Below are 24,772 nucleotides of genomic sequence, written 5' to 3' on the forward strand. Positions count from 1 at the left end.
TCATGTTTTTGGCCGAATTTTTCGCCAGTGACTAGCGGTTTTCGGTCCGGGCATCATTTTATTATGGCTACAGTGCGCAGTTTTGATGCAATTTTTGTAGAACCAATGCCCCGGCTCCCCGTGCGTAGTTTTCTTCGCGCCAAGGGCGGATGACAAGGCGTGGCATGGGGCCAAATACTTTGGAATTGCATGCGTCCATGGCTTGGGACAGCGGGGCGAAAAGCATGTCTTCAGCTAGATTGTTTTTGCCTGTGATAATGATAGTTTCCGGATTCAGGATGCGGGTCAGATCTGTAATACGCTTGCCGAGAATAGTACCCGCACGGGTGAAAATATCAAGCAGAGCCTGTTCGCCATTTTTCGCAGCATCAATGACGATTTCTAACGTGATGTTTTTTGATTCAGGGTGCCACAATCCCTTTTGAGCTGCTTTGTGTGCTTCTTTGAGAATGGCGTGAGGCGACGCGACCGCCTCAAGACAGCCAGTCATACCGCAACGACATATTGAATCATGGCAGTTGCCTCTGACGTGACCGAATTCTCCGGCCATTCCTTGCCAGCCACGCACCAGAGCACCGTTGGCGTAAAGTCCCAGGCCGACGCCGTGTTCTAGAGTGGTGACGACAAAATTATCGATTCCTTGTGCTGCGCCGAACCAATGTTCGAATATGGCCAATGTGTTGGAGCTGTTTTCGATAAAAGTTTGGAAGCCGGTCCGTTTTTCCACCAGATCCTTGAATGGGACATCTGACCAGTCAAATCCCTTGTTAAAACCGGGATGGAAATGGATCATGCCGTTATCGGAATTGACCAATCCTGGTATGCCGAGACCTAGGCCAGAGATATCCTCCGGTATGAAACCGTTTCGCTGACAGCACGTTCTGACGGTTTCAGCAACGAGGTCAGCAATTTTTTCGGGAGTTGTGGCATTTTTATCCAGAAGTCGTGCATGAGATCCAATGATCTGCGCTTCCAGATTGATGACCACCACGCTGATTTGTCGTGATGTGATATATGCTCCGGCGACGAAGGTTCCGTCTGGATTCAGGGAAAGCAGGATGGGCGGACGTCCTGTGTGGTTACCCGGAGTCGATTTTTCCAACAGCAGGTTTTCTTGAAGCAGAGCCGCAGTGATGTCTGTAACTGTTGATTGTCCCAGTCCGGTCTGGGCGGCTATGTGTGTGCGCGAGATTTCGCCCTGCAACCGGATTGTTTTGAGCACGCTGTCACGGTTAATGGCGCGCATGAGTTCCCTGTTGGCCGTTTGCACTCGATCTCTTTGCACTCGATCCCTCCCCTCTGAATTCGTTCGATGTATAGTCGTCAGCGAGAATTTTTACAATAAGGGAGATGAGATCATGCAAAAAGGGTCGCCGAAAACTCGGCGACCCTTTTTGATTTTTGTTTGTGAGTAGGGGCTATTTCCAAGCCGTCCCGTTCGGTCCAAATACGTGAACCTTTTCAGTACGGGCTGTCAGGTGGATGACATCGCCGGTAGTTGCTTCGCTGGTGCCGGGTGTGCTGGCAATGATCGCAGTGCCGTCGGACAGTGTACAGTAGAGATAACTGACATCGCCCAACCGTTCGACTACATCCACTTCTGCCTTGAGCAGACCGTTTTTCGGCTCAGATAAGAGCAGGTGTTCCGGCCTGATTCCCACGGTGGCCTGTGTGTTTTTATTTCCGGGTGTATCATGCTGGATGGTGATGGTCTTACTGTCCGGCAAGGCTATTTCAACCGTCGAACCTTTGACCGAGGCTACATTACCTTTGAGGAAATTCATTTTGGGCGATCCTATGAAACCGGCGACGAATAAATTGGCCGGGGTGTTGTACAATTCGAGCGGTGCTCCGACTTGTTCTACACGACCATCGTGAAGCACGACTATTTTGTCGGCGAGGGTCATGGCTTCAACCTGATCATGAGTGACATAAATGATGGTCGTGTCGAGTTTTTTGTGCAATTTGGCAATTTCTATGCGGGTTTGCACTCTGAGCGCCGCGTCCAGATTGGACAGAGGCTCGTCGAAAAGAAAGACTTTTGGATTGCGGACAATGGCTCGGCCGATTGCCACACGCTGTCTTTGACCACCAGATAGTTCCGCCGGACGGCGGTTCAGATACTTGGTTAGTTGCAGGGTCTCGGCTGCATGGCGGACACGCTGGTCGATTTCCTGCTTGTTGTGCTTTTTAAGTCTTAGGCCAAAGGACATATTTTTATAGACCGTCATGTGCGGATACAGTGCGTAGGACTGGAAGACCATGGCGATACCGCGTTCACGGGGCTGGACCTCGTTAACCAGTTTGTTGTCAATGTGAATTTCACCTGCCGTGACTTTTTCCAGTCCGGCAATGACACGCAACAGTGTGGATTTTCCGCAACCGGACGGGCCGACAAACACGACGAACTCACCGTCTTTGACGTCCATATTTACGTCATGGAGGACTTCGGTTTTGCCGAAGGCTTTATCGATATTTTTCAGTTTGATATCAGACATGTCTTTCCTCTATTTGACAGCACCGGCGGTAATGCCGCGGATCAGGTGTCTGGACAACAGAATGTAAATGATCAGGATCGGGACGATAGCCAGCGTCAATGATGCTAAAACAGCATTCCAGTCGGTGACATATTGGCCGATGAACTGCTGGACGCCTAAGGTGATGGTCTGTGTCTGTTCGCTTGGAGCCAGAATCAGCGGGAACCAGAGATCATTCCAAACCGGGACCAGCGTGAAAACGCCGACAGTGGCGATGGCCGGGCGGGTTAACGGCAGAATGACCTTGAAGAAAATAGTGTATTCACTCACACCGTCACAGCGTGCGGCCTCTTTCAGGTCCTTTGGTATTTGCTGCATGAATTCCGATAGAATGAATATGGCCAGTGGAATACTCTGGGCTACGTAGACCAGCACCAGTGCGGTCAATGTGTTCGTGAGGTTCATGTCCACGATGAGTTGAAGCAGGCTGACCGAGCCGAGGCGGATGGGAATCATGATTCCGATTGCCAGATAGAGGCCGAGCCATTTGTTGCCCTTGAATTCGTATTCGGACAAGGCCCATGCTGCCATGGCTCCAAGGATAAGGACCAACGTCAGTGTTGCCACCGTGATGATGATGGAGTTCATGAAATAGATTTCGAAATCCGAACGGACCAACACCTTGATGAATCCCTTGAGGCTGAATGTATCGATTCCTGGCAGACTCATGGGGCTGTTGAAGATGGCTCTACGTGATTTGAACGAGTTGATGATCGTCAGAAAAATGGGCCACAGGGCGATGAGCGTGTATGTGAGCAGAATTATATGAATGCCCAGCGTGCTGACGGTTTTCTTGGTTTTGTGCATGACAGTTTCCTACAGTGCGTACCGGCGCAGTTTGCGTTGCAGGATGAAGAGATACAGCAGGACGCCGAGCAGGATGACCATGAACATCATGGTCGCGATGGTGGCACCCATTGTCGGGTTGCCCAATTGGAGTTGGAATCCGAAGAAGGTACGGTAAAAAAGAGTGCCCATGATGTCACTGGAGAAGTTTGGTCCGGCCAAAGCCCCTTTGACCGCGTAAATAAGGTCGAAGGCGTTGAAGTTCGCCACAAAGGTCAGAATGGAGACCATGGCAATGGTGGGCAGGATGAGTGGCAGTTTGATGTGCCAGAAAATTTCCCAGTGTGTGGCGCCGTCAATGATGGCTCCTTCCACCAGATCATGCGGGATGTTTAGCATGGCCGCGTAGATCAGCATCATGGGAATGCCTACGAACTGCCAGACCGAGATGAGTGACAGGGTGACAAGAGTCGTGCCCTCTTGTCCCAGCCATGGCTGGAACCAGTCTGTTAGGCCGATGAAGCTAAGAAGGGTTTCACTGACGCCCCAGAGTGGACTGAGGATGAGTTGCCAGATGAAGCCGATGATAACCACTGACAACATGGTGGGTATGAAAATCAGTGTGCGGTACGTGGTGCGTCCCGTGAGTTTCGGCAGGCTGAGCAGGGCTGCCAGCATTATACCGATTGGATTTTGTACAAACATGTGGACGCAGAAAAATTTAAAGTTGTTCAGAAGTGCGTTCCAGAACGGTTTGGACCATTGGGGGTCGGTGATCAGTGCGATGTAGTTGGCCAACCCTGAGAAAGATAAAGCGTCATTGCCGTCAGTTGCATAGAGGCTTAATCGGATGGAATCGAGCAAAGGGTAGATCATGAACAATGTGTAGATGATCGTTGCCGGAGCTAGGAATAGCACGATGTGGTGTGGGAAACGGGCGAACCTACCGCCTGATGCGCTCATTCTGATACCTTCGGAAAAACGTGAAAAGGGACCCCCGTATGGGAGTCCCTTTGTTGTTGGATTGCTATTGTTGGGGCTTGTACCATTTTTCGAGACCGGCCTGCGTTTCCTTGGCAGCGTCCTCGGGAGTCATGGTGCCGTTGATGACCTGAGAGCTGACATTCCACAGCTGGTTCTCAAGGTTCGGGTTGCCACGTGAGAGGATCTGGTAGGAGTTACGGATGGTGGACTCATGCGTGTTGCGCCAGTTGATGAATTCCTGGGCAACCGGGTCTTTCAGAGAAACCTTGTGGTTGGACAGGGGGAAGAAACCGGGCAGGGAATTTGCGTACAGTTCAGCAAATTCGGGAGTGGATAACCATTCCAGGAACAGGCGAGCGGCTTCCTTGTTCGGAGAGGCGGCATTCAGGCCTAGTGCTATGTCGGTATGATCGGATATGTACCCTTTGGTAGCGCCTTCTGGCAGCGGCGGGGGAAATGCACCGAATTTGAAATCGGCTTGAGTGTTGAATGTGGTGATGTCCCAGGAACCGGCGGGATAGATAACGGCACGGCCAAGGGTGAACAGGTTCTGGCTGTCAGGATACTTCTGCGCCTTGAACCCTTTACCCATGTATGGTGCCCACTTAGCGAGCTGTTTCCATGTATTGACATAGGGGGCATCGGTCAGCTTGGCGGTTCCGGCGATCAGCGCTTTGCGGCCTTCTTCGCCTTTCCAGTAGTTGGGACCGATGTTTTGGAAACCCATGGTGGCAGCTTCCCACTGGTCGGCTGTGCCCAGTGACAGGGGCGTATAGTTACCGTCGGCTTTGATCTTTTCGAGAACCGTGAAGAATTCTGTTTCGGTTGTAGGAATGGACAGACCAAGTTCTTCGAAGATTTCCTTGTTGTATATGAAGCCGTGGATGACGGACGCCATTGGAACCGCAAAGGTGGAATTACCGTCATCGGTTTGCCATGCGGATTTGGCGACGTCGGAAAATTCTTTCATGCCTGCAAGATCGTTCAGATCAACAATATAGCCTTTGTTGAACATTTCGAGGGAGGCGTCGAAGGGACGGCAGGTGATCAAGTCGCCTGCTGTTCCGCCAGCCAGTTTGGCATTGAGGCCTGCATTGTACTCTGCTGGAGGCATGGGAGTGAAGATGATTTTGATATCCGGGTGTTTCTTGCTAAATGCCGGAATGATGGTGTCGGTCCAGATGTCGCTGTCGTCATTGCGCCAGCTTTCGATTTTCAACGTAGTTGCGGCAAAGGCACCGGTCGCGAGCATGCTGACGATCAGCAGCGCAGCCAGCGTGAATTCTGTAAGTCTTTTCAGCATCGGTTCCTCCCTGTTTAGGATTTTGATGAACAATATACATCTCCATTCAGACTTGAGCAATGTGAATCAGGGCTTCTCTCAGATTCTGTCCTGATTTATTCAATGCTTCCTGCGCCTGAGTCGGAGTCATTCCCTTGGCGACAAGCACGGCGGGCTTGACGGTGTAATGGGTTTGTTCGAGTGCATTTTCAGCAATTTCAAGAGATACATCGGCTATGGAGGCGACCACTCGGGCCGCTCTTTTTCGCAGTTTGGCATTATCCGGTTCAACATCAATCAACAGACCGTCATGAACATGTCCCAATCGGGTCATGACCAGTGTTGAAAACATGCCGAGAGCTGTTTTTTGTGAGGTCCCGGCCTTGAGACGGGTTGATCCGGCAATGACTTCCGGCCCTGTATCGAGCAGGATTGGGTGATCGGCAATGCTGAGCAGACGGGATTCGGGGTTGTTCGCGAATCCGATGACCAGTGCGCCGTTATGTCTGGCTTGTTCAGCGAACAGGCAGGTGTAGGGAGTGTTGCCGCTGGCAGAGACCGTGACTACGACATCTTTGTCGAAAATTTTACTTTTTTTGAAGTCATTTAGCGCAGCGTTTTCGTCGTCATCGCCCGGAGTTGTGATGGTCAGGATGTTGTCGGAATCGTCAGCACGGTAAACGGCCAGACGATTTTTCGGCCATCCGAAAGTGCATGGCAGTTCAATACCATCCAGCCCGGCCAGAACGCCGGAAGACCCTGCTCCCACATATATGAGTCGGCTTTTTTGGTTTTTCAGGCGAGCAACTGCACCAAGCGCAGCGGATTCGAGTTGTCCCATGGCGGCTCTGACCGCAGATACTCCATTGATCTGGTCTTGCCACAGGTGGGTGAGGACGTCACGGGATGGCCATGTGTCGATACCGATGGAACGGGGTGAAGTGCGCTCTGTGGTGGCGCGTGGAGAATCCTTTTTTGTTGGCATAGATAAGTGGGTAGCACAGAGACCTGTGTCGGGAAAGAAATTCGATTTACTTCGGTCACCGATTTTAAAGTATATGTTTGCCGTTGTCGCGTTAATTGAGTAGGCCCTCTAAAGGAGCGTAAACCATGCAAGATGCCAAGTTTTTGGTTGGAGTAGACGGTGGCGGCACCAGATGCCGCGCTCGTATTTCCGATATGGATGGGAATATCCTGGGTGAAGGGCGAGGCGGACCAGCCAATACTCGTTTGGGTTTGGATGTTGCGTTTGGGAGCATTATCGCTGCCACGGACATTGCCTTGGCCTCGGCAGGACTGAGTCTGGACAGGAAAAAAGACCTGCATGCCGGGCTTGGACTGGCTGGGGTTTCGCTACAGAGAGAGCGAACTTTGCTGGCCTCATACGATCATCCCTTTAAATCCATGACGATTGAATCCGATGCGTATATCGCGTGTCTTGGCGCACATAACGGTCAGGATGGCGGGATATTGATTCTCGGCACGGGTAGTTGCGGCTGTGCCATCCTCGGCGGAAGAGAACACACCGTCGGGGGTTGGGGGTTCGAAATTTCCGATCATGGGAGTGGTGCATTTATCGGGCATCAGGCGGTGCGTGGTTCCTTGCTCGCTTTTGAGGGGGTTATTCCCATGGGAGGGCTGGCGATTGAAGTCATGGATCGCCTTGGTAATTCTCCGGAAAGGGCCGTTCCATGGGCCGAACAAGCTACTCCCGCCAAATATGGTGCGTTTGCGCCTTTGGTTTCCCAATGGGCAGATGATGGCGATGAAATGGCCGAAGATATCATGCGTCAGGCTGGCCGGGATACAGCGTTGTTACTTCGTGCGTTGGCGGCAAAAGGGACTGACCGTGTCGTCATGATTGGTGGCGTGGCAAAGCCTATCAACAAATGGTTGCCAGAGGATGTCAGGCAGAGTCTCGTTTCTCCTCAGGGAGATTCTTTGGCTGGCGGGTTGCTTTTGGCACGAAAACACTGTGAAAAGACAGCTGTTTGAGGAATGGACGTTGTGATCGAACGGACTTCGACGTTGATGTACCGCGAAACTTGTGAAGCTCCTGCGGTGGTTGCTCTTCAGAAAGAGAAAAATGACTCTATCTGCGCTGAATTGGCATCTCGATACATGAAGACTCCTCCGCGTTTTGTGGCAACTTGTGCGCGTGGTAGTTCCGATCATGCCGCCAGTTATGCCAAATATCTCATGGAAGTTTATCTTGGTTTACCGGTCATGTCCGCCGCGCCGTCGGTGGGGTCCATTTATGGCAACCCGATGAACCTGCAAGGCTGTTTGTTTATTCTTATTTCTCAGTCCGGCAAAAGTCCCGACCTGCTTGCCAGTGCTCAGTGGGCGCGGGAGAACGGGGCATTCATTCTTGCTTTGGTCAATCAGGAAGAGTCCCCTGCTGCCGATATGGCTGATGCTGTTATCCCGTTGTTGGCTGGGCCGGAAAAGAGTGTGGCCGCTACCAAGTCATATATCGCTTCTTTGAGCACATTACTTCATTTTACTGCCGCCATGTCTGGAGATATGGCCTTGGGTAATGCTTTCAATCGGTTGCCGGACAATCTGGACAAGGCTCTTTCGCTGTCTTGGGACGAAGCCGTGGAGCCGTTGGCCGATGCTGATAATCTTTTCGTGGTTGGACGTGGTTTGAGTTATGGCGTTGCCCTAGAGGCGGCGCTTAAGCTTAAGGAGACCTCTTCACTGCACGGAGAAGGTATCAGTGGTGCTGAAATTATGCACGGCCCATTGGCCTTGATCCGTCGTCGTTCCCGGATTTTGATGTTTAGTCAGGAAGATGCGACCCGCCCGGGTTTGTTGGAGTTGGCCGAGGTCCTGCGTGGCAAGGGAGCTAAACTGTTCATGGCAGAGGAGGGCGCTCCTGCGTCCGGTCGTTTGCCCGTGGTTCCCGGCATGCATCCGGCAGCCGCACCCATTGCCATGATTCAATCTTTTTACACTATGGCCAACCAACTTTCATTGGCGCGTGGCATGAACCCGGATAATCCACCTTCTCTTAAAAAGGTGACGGAGACGCTGTAATGCGCAGATATTTTACCAACGGCAGAATCTTTACGGGCGATGCCATCTATGACGGCTTGAGCGTTGAAGTAGAGGATGGAAAGGTCGTTGCTCTAATTACTGAGGGAGGTATGGCCTGTGGCGTCGAGGTCGTTGACCTTGGTGGTAATCTACTCACTCCCGGTTTCATCGACGTACAGGTCAATGGTGGTGGCGGCGTTTTGTTCAATGATAGCCTCACCCCGGACGGTCTCAGGATTATTATCAACGCACACCGTCAATTCGGGACTACCGGATTGATGCCCACGCTTATTTCTGACGGATGGGAAACCATGCTCAACGCTGCCGATGCTGTTCGGCAAGGATTGCAGCAAGGGATATCCGGTCTGTTGGGAATCCATTTTGAAGGGCCGTATATCAACCCCGAGCGCAAGGGAATTCATCAGGAGAATTTTGTTCGTGATGTGGACACAGGCGCATTGGAATTATTGTCTGCCGATGATCTGGGTGTCGTCATGACTACGGTGGCCCCGGAGCGTGTGCCTAATGAGTATATTCGCTCTTTGGCTGATGTCGGGGTCAAGGTGTGCATCGGACATACCGCGGCAACCTATGATCAGGCTCGTGCAGGGCTGAGCGTCGGTGCGACCGGAGTTACCCATCTGTTCAATGCAATGTCGCCGTTGACCAGCCGTGAACCAGGCGTAGTAGGTGCTGCGCTGGAAGATCTTGAGAGCTGGGTAGGTGTCATCGCGGACGGACATCATATCCATTTTGCATCGTTGCGGGTGGCGGTTGCCGCCAAGAAACGGGGCAAGGTTATGCTGGTGACGGACGCTATGCCGAGTGTCGGGGCTAAGGATAAAAATTTTGTTTTGCAAGGGCAGCCTATTTTGGGGGACGATGGTCGTTGTCAGTCAGCAGAGGGTACCCTTGCAGGGTCCGATCTCAATATGGCTGCCGCTGTTCGGAATGCTGTTGAGCAATTGCATCTGCCTGTGGAAGAGGCGTTACGTATGGCGTCTTTGTACCCGGCGACCTTCCTTGGTTTGGAAGATCGTATGGGACGCATCGCTCTTGGTTGTCAGGCTGATTTTGTTTTGTTGGATGACGATTTTCGTGTGCTTGATACTTGGATTGCCGGAGATAATTCTTTATAAATGGGCAAGGTTGAATAATGCAGGAACGAGTCAGAATATTGGTTGTCGGTCTGGGCAATATGGGACGTTCTCATGCCAAGGCGTATCATGCGTTAGATGGTTTCGAAATTGTGGGGTTGTGCAGTCGTCACGCCACGACCCTGAATGATCTTCCGCCTGAATTGATCGATTATCCACGGTTTGATGAGTATAACGAAGCGCTGGAATCGGTGAAGCCCGACGCGGTAAGTATCAACACCTATTCCGATACCCATGCAGAATTTGCGTGCAGTGCTTTTGAGGCAGGCGCGCATGTCTTTTTGGAAAAGCCGATGGCTCCCACGGTTGAAGATTCCCAGCGGGTTGTTGATGCAGCCAACAAGGCAAATCGCAAATTGGTTGTCGGATATATTCTACGTCATCATCCGTCATGGGAGAAATTTGTTGAGCTGGCACAAGGATTGGGCAAGCCGTTGGTTATGCGCATGAACCTGAATCAGCAGTCCAGCGGCAGCGAGTGGGGTGTGCATAAGCAACTCATGCAGTCCATGTCTCCCATTGTTGATTGCGGTGTGCACTATGTGGACATCATGTGCCTCATGAGCGGCGCAAAACCTGTGAAGGTCAATGCCATGGGAGTGCGACTGACAGATGAAATCGCGCCAGACATGTACAATTATGGTCAGTTGCAGGTCTATTTTGATGATGGTTCCGTGGGTTGGTATGAAGCCGGATGGGGCCCTATGATGAGCGAAACTGCTTTTTTCGTGAAGGATGTTGTCGGTCCGGAAGGGTGTGTCAGTATTGTTGCCGCAGAACAAGCGGGGCAGGGGCCCGGGTCGTCGACTGTAGAAGGGCATACGCAGGCGAGTCGTTTGCGGTTGCATCACTCCCAAACCACTGCAGATGGGGCTTTTGTCAAAGAGGATGAATTGATTCAAGTGGAAGACGAACCCGATCACGATGGTTTGTGTTTTCGTGAGCAGGTTTATTTTCTTAAGGCAATTCAGGAAGATATAAATTTGACAGAACACATGCGAGATGCAGTCAATAGTTTGCGTATTGTTTTGGCCGCGGATAAATCAGTTCGTGAAGGCCAGCCTGTTTCTCTTGTAGAATAGTTTAAAAATACAATTGTTTTTTGATGAATTAAAAAGGGCTCACTCAATCGAGTGCGCCCTTTTTGTGTTTGTGAAGAGTCTTGTTTGGTCATCTTCTAAGTTTAAAAAACAGGGGCTGAAGTCTTGCCATAAAAATTATAAAAATGTGGTGAAAATGTGTTCGGACGAATAAATTATATACTTTTTTGACGGGAAATAATTCTCTATCAAAAAAGTATGAAATCCTTGTGCCAGTTGGGTCAATGTGGTGAGTTGAGAACGAATTTCAAAATACCTCCTAAAAAGGTTCCTCAATGTTTTTAGTGTTTTAATCTGTTTATAATAATAATTACTAACAATTGAAAACAGCTTGACGATTGTGATGGAATTAACATACCGGCTCGGTATGGATAAAAACCTCGCGAATAGGTGGGTTATTAAATCTACCCATCCAGGAGGAGTTTTTTGACAAGTTTTAGGGCGCTGCCGGATGGCTGCGTCAGGGGGCCGGAAGAGGACCCGGAAACGGGACCTGAAGAACGGGCTGAAAGGTCGGTTCGTTGCCATCAACGCTTTTGAGGAAAGGGATCACACATGGCAAACGGTAAAAGGATGTTGCGATTTGCTGCAATCATGATCGCGCTGGTCGGCGTGCTTGGTTTCCAGATGGAAGCTATGGGCATGCTCGACACAGTGGAGAAGGCCACGGGTACGCCTGACGTGATCATGATCGACACCATCGCCAAACTAGAGTCACTTGAACAGTCTGCGGCAGTGTTTGAACATGACGCACACACAAAAGCCCTGAAAGAACAGGGCATGAGCTGCAATTCCTGTCATAAGAAGGATGCGGAAGGGAACATGACCCTGACCTTCAATCGACTGGAAGGCGAAGGACAGCCCGAATTGTCCGCGTCAGAGCTCAAAGACATTTATCATGACGGCTGTATTTCCTGTCACGTCGAAAGCGGCGACAAGGGATTCAAGACCGGCCCCATGGTGGGCGAGTGTCGTAGCTGTCACCAGGCCAAGCCTGAAATCGTCGCAGAACGCGTCGAGGCTGGCATGGACAACACGCTTCACTTCATTCACTGGGATTCCAAGATTATTCCGGCTGACGCGGGTGAGCAAACCAACTGTGGTGCTTGCCACACCGTCTACGACGAGACCGCCAAGAAAGAAGTCTACAAGAAGGGCGAGGAAGACAGCTGGCGTTATGCGACTGTGTACTCTCCTGAAGAAATGGCGAATCTTTCCACCAGGGAAGTCTTCCACAATCAATGTGTGACCTGTCATCAGACGCTCATTGAGAAGAAGGCCGAACGTAGTGGCCCCGTTGATTGCGCAAGTTGTCATGAAGCCAAGAAAGTCGATGCCCGCGAAGCAGAGAACGCCAAGACCGTGAAGGCCATGGGCGAACTGCCGCGTTTGCCGCGCAAACAGCCTGACGCCGTTCTGATGATGGCCAAGGTTGAAGGCCCGGCACCTGAAAAGGCTACCGGTATGGCTCCTGTCGCGTTCAATCACAAACTTCACGAATCCGAAGTCGACACATGTAACGTGTGTCACGTTCAGGGTGTCAATGCTCCTGTCGACACGAGTTTCAAGGCCATGCACGACGTGACCTTGGATAGCTCCTGTGTTGGGTGTCATGCCAAGGAACAGAAAAAGCCCGAATGTGCTGGTTGTCATGCAGCTCGTCCCGTTTCCAAGGCCAACTCCGAAGCCACATGCAAGAGCTGCCATAATGCAGCCCAGCCCGCGCCCGGAGCAACCAAGGAAGTCATGCAGACCGAAGCTGTGAATTTGATTGCTTCCCGTCCTGCAAGTCAGGCCATGGTCGCAATCGAGGACATTCCGGAAACTGTGACCATCGGTGTCATCTCCGACAAGTTCGAGCCGAGCAAAATGCCTCACCGCAAGATTGTGCTCTCCATGGCGAAAGGCATGAAGGATAGCCCACTGGCTAATACCTTCCACGCTACGCCTGAGGCCATGTGTGCTGGTTGTCACCACAACGCTCCGGCATCTGTCACTCCGCCCAAGTGCGCGAGCTGTCACGCCAAGCCGTTTGAGACTGATGGCAAGCCCGGTTTGAAGGCTGCGTATCATGCCCAGTGCATGAGCTGCCATACCGAAATGAAGCTCGAGAAGCCCGCTGCCACGAATTGTGTCGCGTGCCACGAGAAAAAAGCCAACTAACCGAAGGAGAACGTTAGATGTTACGTAGAACATTCCTCGGACTGTTGGGCGCCGCTGGCGCGAGTGTCGCGCTTCCCACGTCGGCAAAGGCCGGAGGTAAATCCTTTGGTCCGCATCCCGACACGCAGGCCGTGCTCTTTGATGCCACTCGTTGCATTGGTTGCCGCAAATGCGAGCTGGCCTGCAACGAGGTGAACCAACTGCCCGCACCCGACAAGAAGTTCGACGACCTGACGGTCCTCGACACCAAACGTCGGACCGATGAAAAAACTTATACTGTCGTCAACAAGTTCCAGGGAAAGACCGGACCGGTCTTTGTTAAGAAGCAGTGTAATCACTGTCTGGAACCTGCCTGTGCCTCCGCCTGTTTTGTCAAGGCGTTCAAGAAGGAACCAAACGGAGCGGTCAGTTATGACGCTTCGGTCTGTGTCGGCTGCCGCTATTGCATGGTCGCCTGTCCCTTCGAAATCCCGGCATACGAATATGATGAGCCTCTGACTCCCAGAGTCATGAAGTGCACCTTGTGCGCACCCCGTCTGGCCGAAGGCAAGTTGCCCGGTTGTGTGGAGCGTTGCCCCAAGGAGGCACTGACCTTTGGCCCTCGCGATGAGATTATCAAGATCGCCCGTGCGCGCATCGCCGCTTACCCTGATCGTTACGTGGACCATGTCTACGGCGAAAGAGAAATGGGCGGCACCAGCTGGATGTATATCTCTGGCGAGCCGTTCACCGAGATTGGCATGCGTGAAGATTTGGGTACTGCCTCCGCACCTGAGCTGACTGCTGGTGCATTGGCTGCGGTTCCCATTGTGGTTGGTCTGTGGCCTGTGCTGCTGGGCGGTATTTATGCCGTGAGCAAGCGCAAGGATAAGATTGCCAACGACGAGCGCGTCGCGGCTGTCAAGGATGCCCTGACCCGAGCCGGTGAAGAAGCCGAGAAGAAGTTGCATGAGCAGCTGTCCAAGGCTGAAGTCGCCAACCAGCGTCGCATCGAGGTCGAGGTCAAGAAAGCCGTTGAAGAGGCTCTTGCTCCTAAGGAAGAAGAAGCCGAAACCGGTGAGGAGGAATCCTAAATGTCTGTCGACACCATTGCGGCTGAAAAGAAATCCTTATTCACGCCGTTCAATATTATTGCTGGAGTCATTCTCATTGCCGGACTCATCGTCACGGTGATGCGTTTTACCGGCGGCCTCGGAGCCGTTACCAACCTTGACCAGAACAATCCGTGGGGCATCTGGATCGGTTTCGATCTGATGTGCGGCGTTGCCTTGGCAGCCGGTGGATACACCACCTCTGCAGCCTGCTACGTGTTCGGTCTCAAGAAATTCCATGCCGGTGTCCGTCCGGCCATCCTGACCGCATTCCTCGGCTATGCCCTCGTGGTTTTTGCTTTGGGATACGACGTCGGTCGTCCTTGGCGTTTGCCGTACCCCCTCTTTGTTCAGCAGGGAACAACGTCTCTGCTTTTTGAAGTGGGTTTGTGCGTCATGCTGTACCTGACCGTGCTGTTCATCGAATTCACACCGGCCCTGTTCGAATGGCTCGGTATGAAGAAGATCCGCAACACCGTGGTTAAATTGACTCTGGTCCTGACCATCTTCGGTGTGGTCCTGTCCACCTTGCATCAGTCCTCTCTGGGCGCGTTGTTCACCATCGTGCCATCGAAGCTGCATCCGCTCTGGTATTCGCAATACCTGCCGGTATTCTTCTTCGTGTCGAGCATTTGTGCCGGGTTGTCCATGGTCATCTTCGAAGGAACTCTCTCTCATAAGCCCATGCACCACTTGATGGACAAGGAGTACCTGAATAACCACGATGGTCTTATCCTTGGATTCGGAAAGACCGCTTCCCTCGTGCTGTTCGGGTACTTCTCCATCAAGGTTATTGGCTTGGCATACGACAACAACTGGCACTACCTGACCACCGGCTACGGCGCGTGGTATCTGGTTGAGATGCTCGGTTGCGTAGCCCTGCCATCTTTCCTGTATGCCATCGGCGTTCGGGACAGGAATATCACTGTCATCAAATGGGCCGCTGGACTGACTGTCCTCGGCATTATCGTCAACCGATTCAATATCTCCATGGTTGCCTTCAACTACCACCTGCCTTCCGCAGAGCGGTATTTCCCGAGCTGGGGCGAGATCACCATCTCCCTGTTCGTAGTCACCATCGGTGTGGTTGTTTTCCGGTTCATCAGCACCAGGATGCCCATTTTCTACGAGCACCCTGATTACAAGGGCGAACACTAGCCTCGGGAGGTATTGAGATGGAATTCTTTAATTTACAGGATTACTACACCTTCACCAAAGGCACAGTGTATCTGATCATGGGAGCAATTCTGGTAGGGGTCACCCTCTATTGGCAGTTCCTCATGGGCGGAAATAAAAAGGACGACTAGGCGCTTAGGCCATCGTTTTATAACTAACGATATGACAATCAAGGAGAAGCGGAAATGTACGATTTCCTGACAGGGCCCATGCTCTGGGTGACGTTTCTCGTCAGCTTTGGCGGCCTGATCGTTCGCGCCGTCATGTATGTCAGGGGCCTGAGTTGGCAGCTTGACAGAGTGGCCTATCGCCCCAACATGAGTTACGGACTGCGCGGTGGATTCCGTTCCATTCTGGCCTTTATCATTCCGTTTAAGGCCCGTTTGTGGAGAGTTCGCCCCGGTTTTACCATCATCTTCTTTGCCTTCCATATCGGATTGCTCGTCACTCCGATCTTTTTGGAAGCACATAATGTGATGCTGCAAGATGCATTCGGATTCAGCCTGCCTGCGCTGCCCACCTTTGTGGCAGACACGCTGGCCTGGATATGCCTGGTCGGCGGCCTGTTCATGGTTCTGCGCCGTATTGCATTCCCTGAAGTGCGCATCATCACCACCTTCTACGATTACCTGCTGCTGGTCATTACGGTGATGCCTTTTGTCACCGGTTTGATCGCACGCTACGAGATGGGCGATTACAACTTCTGGTTGATGGCACATATCATCAGCGCGGAAATCTGGTTGCTTTGTCTGCCTTTCACCAAGCTGAGTCACGCCATTCTGTTCTTCATGTCCCGCATGCAGCTGGGAATGGATTACGGCATCAAGCGTGGTGGCATGAAAGGCTCGGACATGTCCTGGTAATCGGGATTGAGACACAGCCCAAGATAATGGAGAATCACAATGCCTGAAGGAAAACTTTGCAACAGGACGCCCATCAAGACCGATGAACAGCTCAAGCTGACTCTCGGCGATAAGGGCGGAAAGCAATATTACGAAGAAATGAACCACCTGGATGTGGATTCGGAAAAGCTGTGGGCAACCATACAGAAGACCATGAAGTCTAGGCTCAAGACCTGGCTGGAAATCTGTGCTCACTGCGGCCTGTGCGCCGAATCCTGCTTTTTGTACCAGGTTAACGGACGTGTGCCGGAACAAGTTCCGTCCTATAAGATCCAGTCCACACTTGGCCAGATCGTCAAGAAGAAGGGCAAGGTCGACAACGAATTCATGCAGATGTGCATGGAGACCGCTTGGTCCAAATGCACCTGCTGTAACCGTTGCGGCATGTACTGTCCGCACGGCATCGACATGGGTATCATGTTCGGCTACCTGCGCGGTCTGCTGTACTCTCAGGGGTTCGTGCCGTGGGAACTCAAAATTGGTTCCGGTATGCACCGTGTGTATCGTGCTCAGATGGATGTTACCACTGAAGACTGGGTCGAGACATGCGAATGGATGGCCGAAGAGACCGAAGAGGAATGGCCGGGCCTTGAAATTCCAGTCGACAAGGTCGGCGCGGATATCATGTACACCTGCAACGCTCGTGAACCCAAGCACTACCCGGAAGACATTGCCGAAGCGGCTATTCTTTTCCATGTGGCTGGTGAAAACTGGACCGTCCCTTCGGAAGGGTGGGAGCAGACCTCTCTGTCCATGTTTGCCGGTGACTGGGAATGCTGCAAGGACAACGTTCAGAATGTCTACGACGCCATTGAGCGTTTGAAGCCCAAACGTGCAACCGGCACCGAGTGTGGTCACGCACATCGAGCCACTGTCATCGAAGGCCCTTACTGGGTTGGTCGTGAAGATGGTCAGCCGCCTGTTCCTTACGTTCATTACGTGGAATGGTTGGCAGAAGCGCTGCGCACCGGCAAGCTCAAGATTGATCCTTCAAAGAGGATCAAGGAGCCGGTTACCTTGCAGGATTCCTGCAACTATGTGCGTAACCAGGGCCTCAAGGATGTCACCCGTGAGATCATCAGCTACATAGTGGAGCCCGGTTATTTCGTCGAAATGGCCCCCACTAAGGAGCACAACTACTGCTGCGGCGGCGGTGGTGGTTTTAACGGCATCGGCAAGTATCGTGAACAGCGCAACATGGCTCTTCGCAAGAAGATGGATCAGATTCTCGATACGGGTTGCAAGCTCGTCATCGCTCCGTGTCATAACTGCTGGGACGCCATTCGTGACCTTGAGGAAGAGTATGAAATCGGCATCCGCTGGTCCTTCCTCAAACCGTTGGTAATCAAGATGCTGGATGTTCCCGAACATCTGCTGCCCAAGGACGAGTAACCAAAGGACGAGGTGAAATATGTTCAAAAAGATTCTACTGGCTACCAGCGGTGCTCCGTCCACCTTCGGCGCCGCCCGTGTCGCTTTCGACATGGCCAAGCGTTACAACGCAGAGGTCATAGTCTTTAACGTCATGGGTGTACCCACCAAGGCCTTCTCCCAGGAAGTCAACGACGTCCGTACCGGTGAGAAGATTGAGGTTGACGACGAATACCGTTCCTGGGTTGAGGAGGAGTTGAAAAACACCTTCGCAAAGCAGATTGAGAGCGTGGAATTCTCCAAGATGATCCTGACCACCGGCGTGCCGCATCGCGAGATTCTTCGTGCTGCTCGCGACGAAGATGTGGATTTGATCGTCATGGGTGCAAGTTCCGGTGAATCTTCTGCCTACCGCAAAGGTTACCCTGGTTCCACCTTGCAACGTGTTGCTAAAGCAGCCCGTTGTCCGGTGATGACCGTGCACCGCGAGACCGCGTCCTACTGGGGCGGTTTCGGTAATATTGTCTTTGCTACTGACTTCTCCAAGCAGGCGGAGAACGCGTTTAAGTTCGCTTTGGCTTCTGCCAAGGAGTTGGACTGCGACCTGACGCTTCTGCATGCGCTGGATATCAGCGGTAAGGTGCTGGATCAGAACTCCATTGAAGACGATCTCATCGCAACGCGTAAGCGTATCCGCGATACGTATGTTTCGCAGATGGGCGATTTCAAGAACTTCGACGTCGAGGTTTGGGAAGGTGTCCCTTATGTGGAGATCGTCAAGATGGCTCGTGAGCGGTCTGCCGACCTTATTGTTATGGCACACCACAGCCGAGAACTGGACCCTGAAAAGGCTCGTATCGGTTCCACCATGGAGCAGGTTATCCTGCGCGCTGGTTGCCCTGTGGTCAGCGTCAGCAAACCTGACAAAGTATAAGAGTGTGAAATGCGTCCGGCTCTTGCTGGGCCGGACGCTCAAATATTAATGCCGCAGTCGGCCTTGGCGGGAGCGACTGCGGCAAAGTCAAGAATCAAAATAATGATTCATGCGTACCAGGAGGGTTGTTATGTCCAAGAAGATTCTCATCGTTGATGACGACAAGGAAATCCGTTCTTATTTGTCCGAACTTCTCAGCGACAACGGTTATGAAACCGTGACTGCCGTTGATGGTTCCGAGGCTGTTGAGATTGCTCAGCAGGAAAAGCCTGATCTCATCACTCTTGATTTGGAAATGCCCAACGAGTGGGGTCCCAGATTTTACCGCAAGATTAGCCAGGACGAGGCACTCAAGCGTACTCCCGTTGTCGTAATCAGCGGGCTCAACTCAATTAAATACGCTATTCCCAAGGCGATCGCAAGCCTTACAAAACCTTTTGAACCTGCTCAGTTGCTGAAAATCGTCAAGGACGCAATCGGCTAAATTGTAGGCATGGGGGCATGCCGACCCACGGATTTCCATAGTCCGTGGGTCGGATATTCATGCTTGAACAAGTGTGCGGGTTGAGTGTACGTTCAAAGGGTTGCGGGAAACTCAATACCTTGAACAATGGGTAGAATGAATGCCAAAGAAAATTATGGTGGTGGATGATGATCCAGATATCGTCGATTACCTCATCAACGTGTTCGAAGATCACGGATACGACACCTGCCGCGCCTCCGACGGGATATCTGCATATGACGTAGCGAAGGCTGAAAAGCCGGACCTCATAACGCTTGATATCGAAATGCCTCACGAGTGGGGGCCAAGGTTTTATCGTCGGTTGACAAGCGAAGAGGAGTTTTCGGATATTCCGGTGATAGTTATCAGCGGATTGTCCGGGATACATCTGGCCATTCGGCGGGCTGTGGCGACCATCAAGAAGCCTTTTGATCCAGCCGATGTGATTCAGATTGTGCACGAGGCGTTGGGTGACGATTTCTGACAATGATAGCTGACGGTTCAAGGGTGCCGTAATGATTGCATACAGCCGGGGGTGGCTGGATTGTGATCGGCATACCGGGGGTATGATGGACTTCAGGAAATTGATGCTCGTGGATGATGAAGAGGGAGTTCGACGCTTCCTTGGCCTTTCTTTCGAGGAGCTTGGATACGAGGTTAAAACGGCCGCCAATGGTCGAGAGGCTCTGGATCTTTTTGAAGAATTCAGGCCTGATATCGTTTTTACAGATATAAAAATGCCTGTCATGGATGGCATTCAGTTGCTTAAGAGCATTAAGATGCAGTCCCCGGATACCGAGGTGATTATGATCACCGGTCATGGCGATCTGGATTTGGCGATTGAATCGCTTAAATTTGATGCTTCGGATTTTATAACCAAGCCCATTAATAACGGTGTTCTTGAAGTTTCGCTTGAACGTGCTCGTGCTCGTTTCAACATGAAGTTGCAGTTGCGGGAACACACGGAAAATCTGGAAAAATTGGTCGAAGAAAAGACTCGTCGTATCATTGAGCTGGAACGGCAGAATGCTGCTTCGCAGGTGGTGGAGGGGTTGTCCTCGGCCTTGTCCAATGCGGCCCAGGAAGTGGAAACCGGTTCCGGTTTGTTCAATGAACTTCCCTGTCTTGTTTCCATCCATAATAGATATCTCGAAATTGTGGCCCACAATACCTTGTTTGAGGAACGGCTGGGCAATCAGGTTGGCAACAACAGCTTCGATATCTATTCTGATCGGGATTCTCCGGGGAACGCCTGTCCCGTGCAGAAGACTTTCGATACCGGGAAGGGCCAGCGGAGTAAGGAGAATTTTCTTGGCAAGGACGGGGAGGAAATTCCTGTCACGGTCTATACCGCTCCTTTGCCCAACAATGACGGTGATATTGAATTGGTGCTGGATATCTCGGTAGACATGACTGAATTGAAGCGCCTCAAGGATGAGTTGCTCACCACTCAATACAAATATCAGCGCGTGTTCAATGACGCTCCTTGTTACATTACTGTGCAGAATTCTGATCTTTCTATTGCCGAGGCGAATCATCTTTTCAAGAGGGACTTCGGGCAGTCTGTCGGCAGGCATTGCTTTGACAGCTATAAGCATCGTAGTGAACCATGTTCTGATTGTTTGGTTCGTAAAACGTTCGCCGACGGCAAGACTCGTCAGCGAGAGACCGTTGTCACTACGTTGTCCGGTGAGCAAAAGAACATGCTTGTTCAGTCCGCGCCTATTTATGATGCAGCCGGAGAGATTGTGCAGGCCATGGAAATGTCCACTGATATTACAGAGATCCGTCGGTTACAGGATCATTTGACCTCGCTTGGTATCATGCTTGGTTCCATGTCGCATGGTGTCAAGGGGATGCTGACGTCACTTGATGGTGGCATTTATAGATTGGAATCCGGTCTGATAAGAAATGATGAAGTGCGCGTCAAAGATGCAACTCGCGTACTCAAGTCCATGATCGGCAGGGTTAAGAAAATGGTTCTCGATATTCTGTACTATGCCAAGTCTCGAGAGTTGGAGACGGAAGTGCTGGATGCTTCTGATTTTCTGAAGGAAACGGCAGATATTGCCGAGGCTAAGTCCTTGGCTGCCGGAGTAGAGTTTGTCTGTAATGTGCCGGACGGTTTGGGCGAACTCAAACTTGATAGTGCAGCCATGTCTGCGGCACTCGTTAATTTTCTCGAAAACGGCGTTGATGCCTGTGAAGGGCGAAATGTTGACGGAGGCGGGCGACTTGAGTTTTTCGCTGTTCGCAATGGTGACAATCTGATTATTTCCGTGGCCGATAACGGTATGGGGATGGATCAGGAGACCCGGGAAAAGATATTTACCCTGTTCTTTTCGTCCAAAGGCAAGCGCGGGACCGGCATCGGGCTGTTTATTTCAAACCAGACTATCGAGCAGCATGGCGGTTCCATTGAAGTGGATTCTTCTCCTGATAAGGGATCGAAATTTATTGTCACACTGCCGTTGAAAACAGAGGGCTGATTCACCGGGGTCCCCCATATCTGGGGCGTTTAATTGTCTGATGGATTCTGCTATGTTTTTTAGGCGTTCCAGCGCACAACACGCATTCGCCATGAGATAAATATTTATGAAATTGACCACACGCAGCAGATACGGCACACGATTGCTACTGGATATTGCTTTGCATTCCAGAGAAGGAAGACCTGTGCCGAGTAAGGACACCGCAGCACGCGAAGGATTATCCCTCAAATATCTAGAAAAGCTTATCAAGATGCTGAAGCAAGAGGGATATGTTGTGGGGAAACGTGGGCCGAACGGTGGTAATGTTCTGGTTCGGAAGCCCGAAGATATTTCCATTGGTGAAGTCGCACGTATCCTCGATGGCGAAGAGCAGGTTCTCGGATGTGATGGAGATGTCTCCACCTGTCCGCGTGCGGCGGTTTGTTTGAAGCGGTCTATATGGGACGATGCCAGCATGGCCATGTACAAGATGCTCGACTCTTTTTCTCTGGCTGATCTCATGAAGGACGCATATTTGTGTCCGCAAAATCCCCCCCCGAAAGAATAGCCGTTAAGGCGACAAAAACGGCATGCCATGAGGGAGGCGTAGTGCTGTTCAAGAGATTTCGCGAAAGTCTGATTGCCAAGCTGATACTTTTTGGAGGTGTCACGCTGCTTTTGTGCGTTATTCTCTGGTCGTGCTTCAATATCTATCATTTTAAACGGCATGTTGTGTCCAACGCCATGTCCGATATCGAGTTGGTGTCCGATACCATCATGCTTGCCCTTCACTATGCCATGATGCTGGATTCCGAAGAAGATATCGAAGAAAATATTAAGAATATCAGCCGTCAGGAAGATATTCGCAGCATCCGTGTATACAATAAGGCTGGCAAGATAGTTTTTTCCAATATCCCGGAAGAAATTGGGACTGTCATTGAGGTCGAGTCGCCTTCATGCTGGACGTGCCATCAATATACACCGACACCGCCGACCATGCCTTTGAAGCAGCGGACGCGGATGATTGATGGCGAGGGCGAGCAGCTCATGTCCATTATGACGCCTATTCCTAATTCAGAAGGGTGTTCTCCTGGACCGTGTCATGTCCACAAAGCTGAGGAGCAGGTGCTTGGTCTGCTGGACGTGACTGTGACCATGGACAAGAAGAACTCCACCATCGCTATGTTTGAGCGGGCTAATATTATTATTTCCGTGGTCGTATTTATTGCCACATTCATTGCCCTGTTCTTCTTTACTTATCGATTTATTTTCAGACCCATTAAGCGGTTTATCGTTGCCACACGTGGTTATAAGTCCTATGAGACTTTTACCGCCATCGAGATTGAGCAAGTAGACGAAATCGGTACTTTGGGCGAGGCATTCAATCTGATGGGGAAACGCGTTTCCGACAAGCACCGGGAACTCATGGAACAGCGTGAGGAATTCCGCAATCTGTTCGATAATGTTCCCTGTTTGGTCAGTGTTGTTGATCTTGATTATCGGGTTGTTCGTCATAACAACGAATACGAGCGGCACTTTGGATTGCCTATGGGCAAACGGTGTTGGCAGATCAACAAGGGCCGGCTTGAAAAGTGCGAAGAGTGTCCCGTTGATCGAACTTTTATCGACGGATTTTCTCACATGAGCGAGGAAGAGGGATTGTCCAAGGAAGGCAAGCCCATTCATTGGATTGTGTATACTTCGCCAGTGCGGGATAAGCAGGGAAAAGTGGTGGCTGCCATGGAAATGATGATCGACATCACTCGGCGCAAGGAGCTGGAGCACAAGCTGGCTGCATCCGAACATCGTTATCATGCCATTTTCGATTCTATTCCCAATGCCGTATTCGTGTTGGATCGTGACAACCTTGAAATTCTCAATTGCAATGAGGCGGCAGAGGCCGTGTACGGTTGGAGTCGAGAGGAGATGACCGGGCGATCATTCATGCAGTTTTTCCGAGAGGAAGAGGCAACGGATTGGGAACCCGCGCTGCGGACGTGGTCGGAGATTGAGTTGTGTACGCATGTGACCAAGTCAGATCAGCCTATTTTTGCATCTTTGCGTATTTCTCCGGCTCGGTTTGAGGAGATTGATACGCTTATCATTACTTGTACTGACGTGACCAAGAAGATGGAGGCTGAACAACAGCTTATTCAGGCGAGCAAAATGACAACGTTGGGTGAGATGTCCACCGGCGTGGCTCATGAATTGAATCAGCCGCTTACTATTTTGAAGGCCATTAGCAACTTGTTGTCTCGGAAGGCGACCAATGGATCGACATTTGATTCTGAAATAATGGAAGAAATGGCTGAAGGAATCTCTACTCATGTAGATCGTGCCAGCAAGATAATTGAGCATATGCGGGAGTTTGGTCGCAAGTCTGATCTGAAAACCATGCCGGTCCAGATCAATGAGGTTTTGGAACGAGGTTTTGAATTTTTCAGTCAACAACTTAGCATCCACAACATTCAGGTTATTTGGGAGTTGGAAGACGATTTGCCGATGATTATGGCAGATTCCAACAGATTGGAGCAAGTGGTTATTAACCTGCTCCTTAACTCACGGGACGCCATCGAGGATCGCTGGAATAGCCAGGGGTTGGACGCAGATAAACGTATTCATATTCGATCTTTCAGCACTGATGAGACAGTACATTTTAAGGTGTGTGATACCGGTTCCGGTATTCCGACATCTATTCGCGAACGATTGTTCGAGCCATTTTTTACAACTAAGAATGTGGGCAAGGGGACTGGGCTTGGGTTGTCCATCTCATACGGCATCGTGAGTGATTATGGTGGGGATATCTCAGCCAAGTCGTGGGAGTCTACAGGTGCCTGTTTCGAAATCTTCTTTCCGAGAGCTGAGTGTGAACTCTGCATTTAATTGAAGTGTCAGAAAAAGTAGCCCCGCTCTTCCCTATGGGAAGAGCGGGGTTCCTTTCGTGGCGTTATCTCCATTGAGTCAGATAATGGCGTCGACGACCACGCCTTTGGCGTGAGCGCCGAGGACGCTGGTTTGGAAGTCGTAACTTTGGGCCATGCCGGTTTTGTCTGCCGACGAGGACCCGGAATTCATGTAATCCAAGGTTTTGGAAACAAGTGACGCTTCGGCGGACATCTTGTCCACTGGAGCGAAGCTTGAGCCGCTGCTGGTATCATTCATGTAGTCCAGGGTCTCGGAAACCACGGCTGCGCCGAATGTCTGCTGATCATAAGGCGAGGAGCCTCCAAGACCGCCGATTGCCATGGTCATAAGCGTACCCTCCATAGTCGTTAGG

General features: G+C 51.3%; 23 protein-coding genes. 16 read left to right on the forward strand and 7 right to left on the reverse strand.

Features of this window, described 5'->3' with window-relative positions; genetic code table 11:
• Positions 1–67: 67 nt before the first annotated feature.
• From SYK_RS00670 to SYK_RS00695, 6 genes are all read right to left on the reverse strand, one after another.
• The gene (locus SYK_RS00670) at positions 68–1,285 is read right to left on the reverse strand and encodes an ROK family protein (RefSeq protein ID WP_281761704.1); all 1,218 of its coding nucleotides are present in this window, start codon (positions 1,283–1,285) and stop codon (positions 68–70) included.
• A 133-nt stretch (positions 1,286–1,418) separates the two neighbouring features.
• A complete protein-coding gene (locus tag SYK_RS00675) occupies positions 1,419–2,498 on the reverse strand; it encodes an ABC transporter ATP-binding protein (protein WP_281761705.1) in 1,080 nt (359 codons plus the stop codon).
• A 9-nt stretch (positions 2,499–2,507) separates the two neighbouring features.
• A complete protein-coding gene (locus SYK_RS00680) occupies positions 2,508–3,344 on the reverse strand; it encodes a carbohydrate ABC transporter permease (RefSeq protein ID WP_281761706.1) in 837 nt (278 codons plus the stop codon).
• A gap of 9 nt (positions 3,345–3,353) precedes the next feature.
• Complete coding sequence (locus tag SYK_RS00685) at positions 3,354–4,286, reverse strand: carbohydrate ABC transporter permease (RefSeq protein WP_281761707.1); 933 nt, start codon at positions 4,284–4,286, stop codon at positions 3,354–3,356.
• A gap of 64 nt (positions 4,287–4,350) precedes the next feature.
• A complete protein-coding gene (locus SYK_RS00690) occupies positions 4,351–5,610 on the reverse strand; it encodes an ABC transporter substrate-binding protein (RefSeq protein WP_281761708.1) in 1,260 nt (419 codons plus the stop codon).
• Between the two features lie 46 nt (positions 5,611–5,656).
• The gene (locus tag SYK_RS00695) at positions 5,657–6,574 is read right to left on the reverse strand and encodes an N-acetylmuramic acid 6-phosphate etherase (RefSeq protein WP_281761709.1); all 918 of its coding nucleotides are present in this window, start codon (positions 6,572–6,574) and stop codon (positions 5,657–5,659) included.
• Positions 6,575–6,699: 125 nt separating this feature from the next.
• On the opposite strand from SYK_RS00695, the gene SYK_RS00700 reads away from it, so the two are divergent.
• The 16 genes from SYK_RS00700 to SYK_RS00775 all read left to right on the forward strand — a co-directional run bounded on the left by SYK_RS00700 (position 6,700) and on the right by SYK_RS00775 (position 24,378).
• Positions 6,700–7,584, forward strand: coding sequence for a glucosamine kinase nucleotide-binding domain-containing protein (locus tag SYK_RS00700; protein ID WP_281761710.1), 885 nt, complete (start codon positions 6,700–6,702; stop codon positions 7,582–7,584).
• A gap of 3 nt (positions 7,585–7,587) precedes the next feature.
• Positions 7,588–8,631, forward strand: a complete 1,044-nt coding sequence (locus SYK_RS00705) for an SIS domain-containing protein (protein WP_281761711.1) — start codon at positions 7,588–7,590, stop codon at positions 8,629–8,631.
• Positions 8,631–9,770, forward strand: coding sequence for an N-acetylglucosamine-6-phosphate deacetylase (gene nagA / locus SYK_RS00710; RefSeq protein ID WP_281761712.1), 1,140 nt, complete (start codon positions 8,631–8,633; stop codon positions 9,768–9,770). Before SYK_RS00705 ends, nagA begins: the two co-directional genes overlap by 1 nt.
• A gap of 17 nt (positions 9,771–9,787) precedes the next feature.
• On the forward strand, positions 9,788–10,870 hold the full coding sequence (locus SYK_RS00715) for a Gfo/Idh/MocA family protein (protein WP_281761713.1): 1,083 nt from the start codon (positions 9,788–9,790) through the stop codon (positions 10,868–10,870).
• 573 nt (positions 10,871–11,443) lie between these two features.
• The gene (hmcA, locus tag SYK_RS00720; protein ID WP_281761714.1) at positions 11,444–13,051 is read left to right on the forward strand and encodes a sulfate respiration complex hexadecaheme cytochrome HmcA; all 1,608 of its coding nucleotides are present in this window, start codon (positions 11,444–11,446) and stop codon (positions 13,049–13,051) included.
• A 17-nt stretch (positions 13,052–13,068) separates the two neighbouring features.
• Positions 13,069–14,124, forward strand: coding sequence for a sulfate respiration complex iron-sulfur protein HmcB (gene hmcB / locus SYK_RS00725; RefSeq protein WP_281761715.1), 1,056 nt, complete (start codon positions 13,069–13,071; stop codon positions 14,122–14,124).
• Positions 14,125–15,300 (forward strand): sulfate respiration complex protein HmcC, encoded by a 1,176-nt coding sequence (gene hmcC / locus SYK_RS00730; protein ID WP_281761716.1) that lies wholly within the window; start codon positions 14,125–14,127, stop codon positions 15,298–15,300. It abuts the gene before it with no gap.
• Between the two features lie 17 nt (positions 15,301–15,317).
• Positions 15,318–15,449, forward strand: coding sequence for a sulfate respiration complex protein HmcD (gene hmcD, locus SYK_RS00735; RefSeq protein ID WP_281761717.1), 132 nt, complete (start codon positions 15,318–15,320; stop codon positions 15,447–15,449).
• A 54-nt stretch (positions 15,450–15,503) separates the two neighbouring features.
• Positions 15,504–16,181: a sulfate respiration complex protein HmcE gene (gene hmcE, locus SYK_RS00740; RefSeq protein ID WP_281761718.1), complete on the forward strand. Its 678-nt coding sequence runs from the start codon at positions 15,504–15,506 to the stop codon at positions 16,179–16,181.
• A gap of 39 nt (positions 16,182–16,220) precedes the next feature.
• The gene (gene hmcF, locus SYK_RS00745) at positions 16,221–17,612 is read left to right on the forward strand and encodes a sulfate respiration complex iron-sulfur protein HmcF (protein ID WP_281761719.1); all 1,392 of its coding nucleotides are present in this window, start codon (positions 16,221–16,223) and stop codon (positions 17,610–17,612) included.
• Positions 17,613–17,631: 19 nt separating this feature from the next.
• On the forward strand, positions 17,632–18,525 hold the full coding sequence (locus SYK_RS00750) for a universal stress protein (protein ID WP_281761720.1): 894 nt from the start codon (positions 17,632–17,634) through the stop codon (positions 18,523–18,525).
• A 130-nt stretch (positions 18,526–18,655) separates the two neighbouring features.
• The gene (gene divK, locus SYK_RS00755; protein ID WP_281761721.1) at positions 18,656–19,009 is read left to right on the forward strand and encodes a DVU0259 family response regulator domain-containing protein; all 354 of its coding nucleotides are present in this window, start codon (positions 18,656–18,658) and stop codon (positions 19,007–19,009) included.
• 139 nt (positions 19,010–19,148) lie between these two features.
• The gene (gene divK, locus SYK_RS00760; RefSeq protein ID WP_281761722.1) at positions 19,149–19,511 is read left to right on the forward strand and encodes a DVU0259 family response regulator domain-containing protein; all 363 of its coding nucleotides are present in this window, start codon (positions 19,149–19,151) and stop codon (positions 19,509–19,511) included.
• A gap of 31 nt (positions 19,512–19,542) precedes the next feature.
• Entirely contained in the window at positions 19,543–21,516 is a 1,974-nt protein-coding gene (locus SYK_RS00765) for a hybrid sensor histidine kinase/response regulator (RefSeq protein WP_353618256.1), read from the forward strand.
• A 106-nt stretch (positions 21,517–21,622) separates the two neighbouring features.
• The gene (locus SYK_RS00770; RefSeq protein WP_281761723.1) at positions 21,623–22,063 is read left to right on the forward strand and encodes an RrF2 family transcriptional regulator; all 441 of its coding nucleotides are present in this window, start codon (positions 21,623–21,625) and stop codon (positions 22,061–22,063) included.
• Between the two features lie 41 nt (positions 22,064–22,104).
• Positions 22,105–24,378, forward strand: a complete 2,274-nt coding sequence (locus SYK_RS00775; protein ID WP_281761724.1) for a PAS domain-containing protein — start codon at positions 22,105–22,107, stop codon at positions 24,376–24,378.
• A 78-nt stretch (positions 24,379–24,456) separates the two neighbouring features.
• On the opposite strand, the gene SYK_RS00780 is transcribed toward SYK_RS00775, so the two are convergent.
• On the reverse strand, positions 24,457–24,747 hold the full coding sequence (locus tag SYK_RS00780; protein WP_281761725.1) for a hypothetical protein: 291 nt from the start codon (positions 24,745–24,747) through the stop codon (positions 24,457–24,459).
• Between the last annotated feature and the right edge of the window lie 25 nt (positions 24,748–24,772).

The sequence above is a fragment of the Pseudodesulfovibrio nedwellii genome, assembly GCF_027923765.1.
Lineage (GTDB): Bacteria > Desulfobacterota > Desulfovibrionia > Desulfovibrionales > Desulfovibrionaceae > Pseudodesulfovibrio > Pseudodesulfovibrio nedwellii.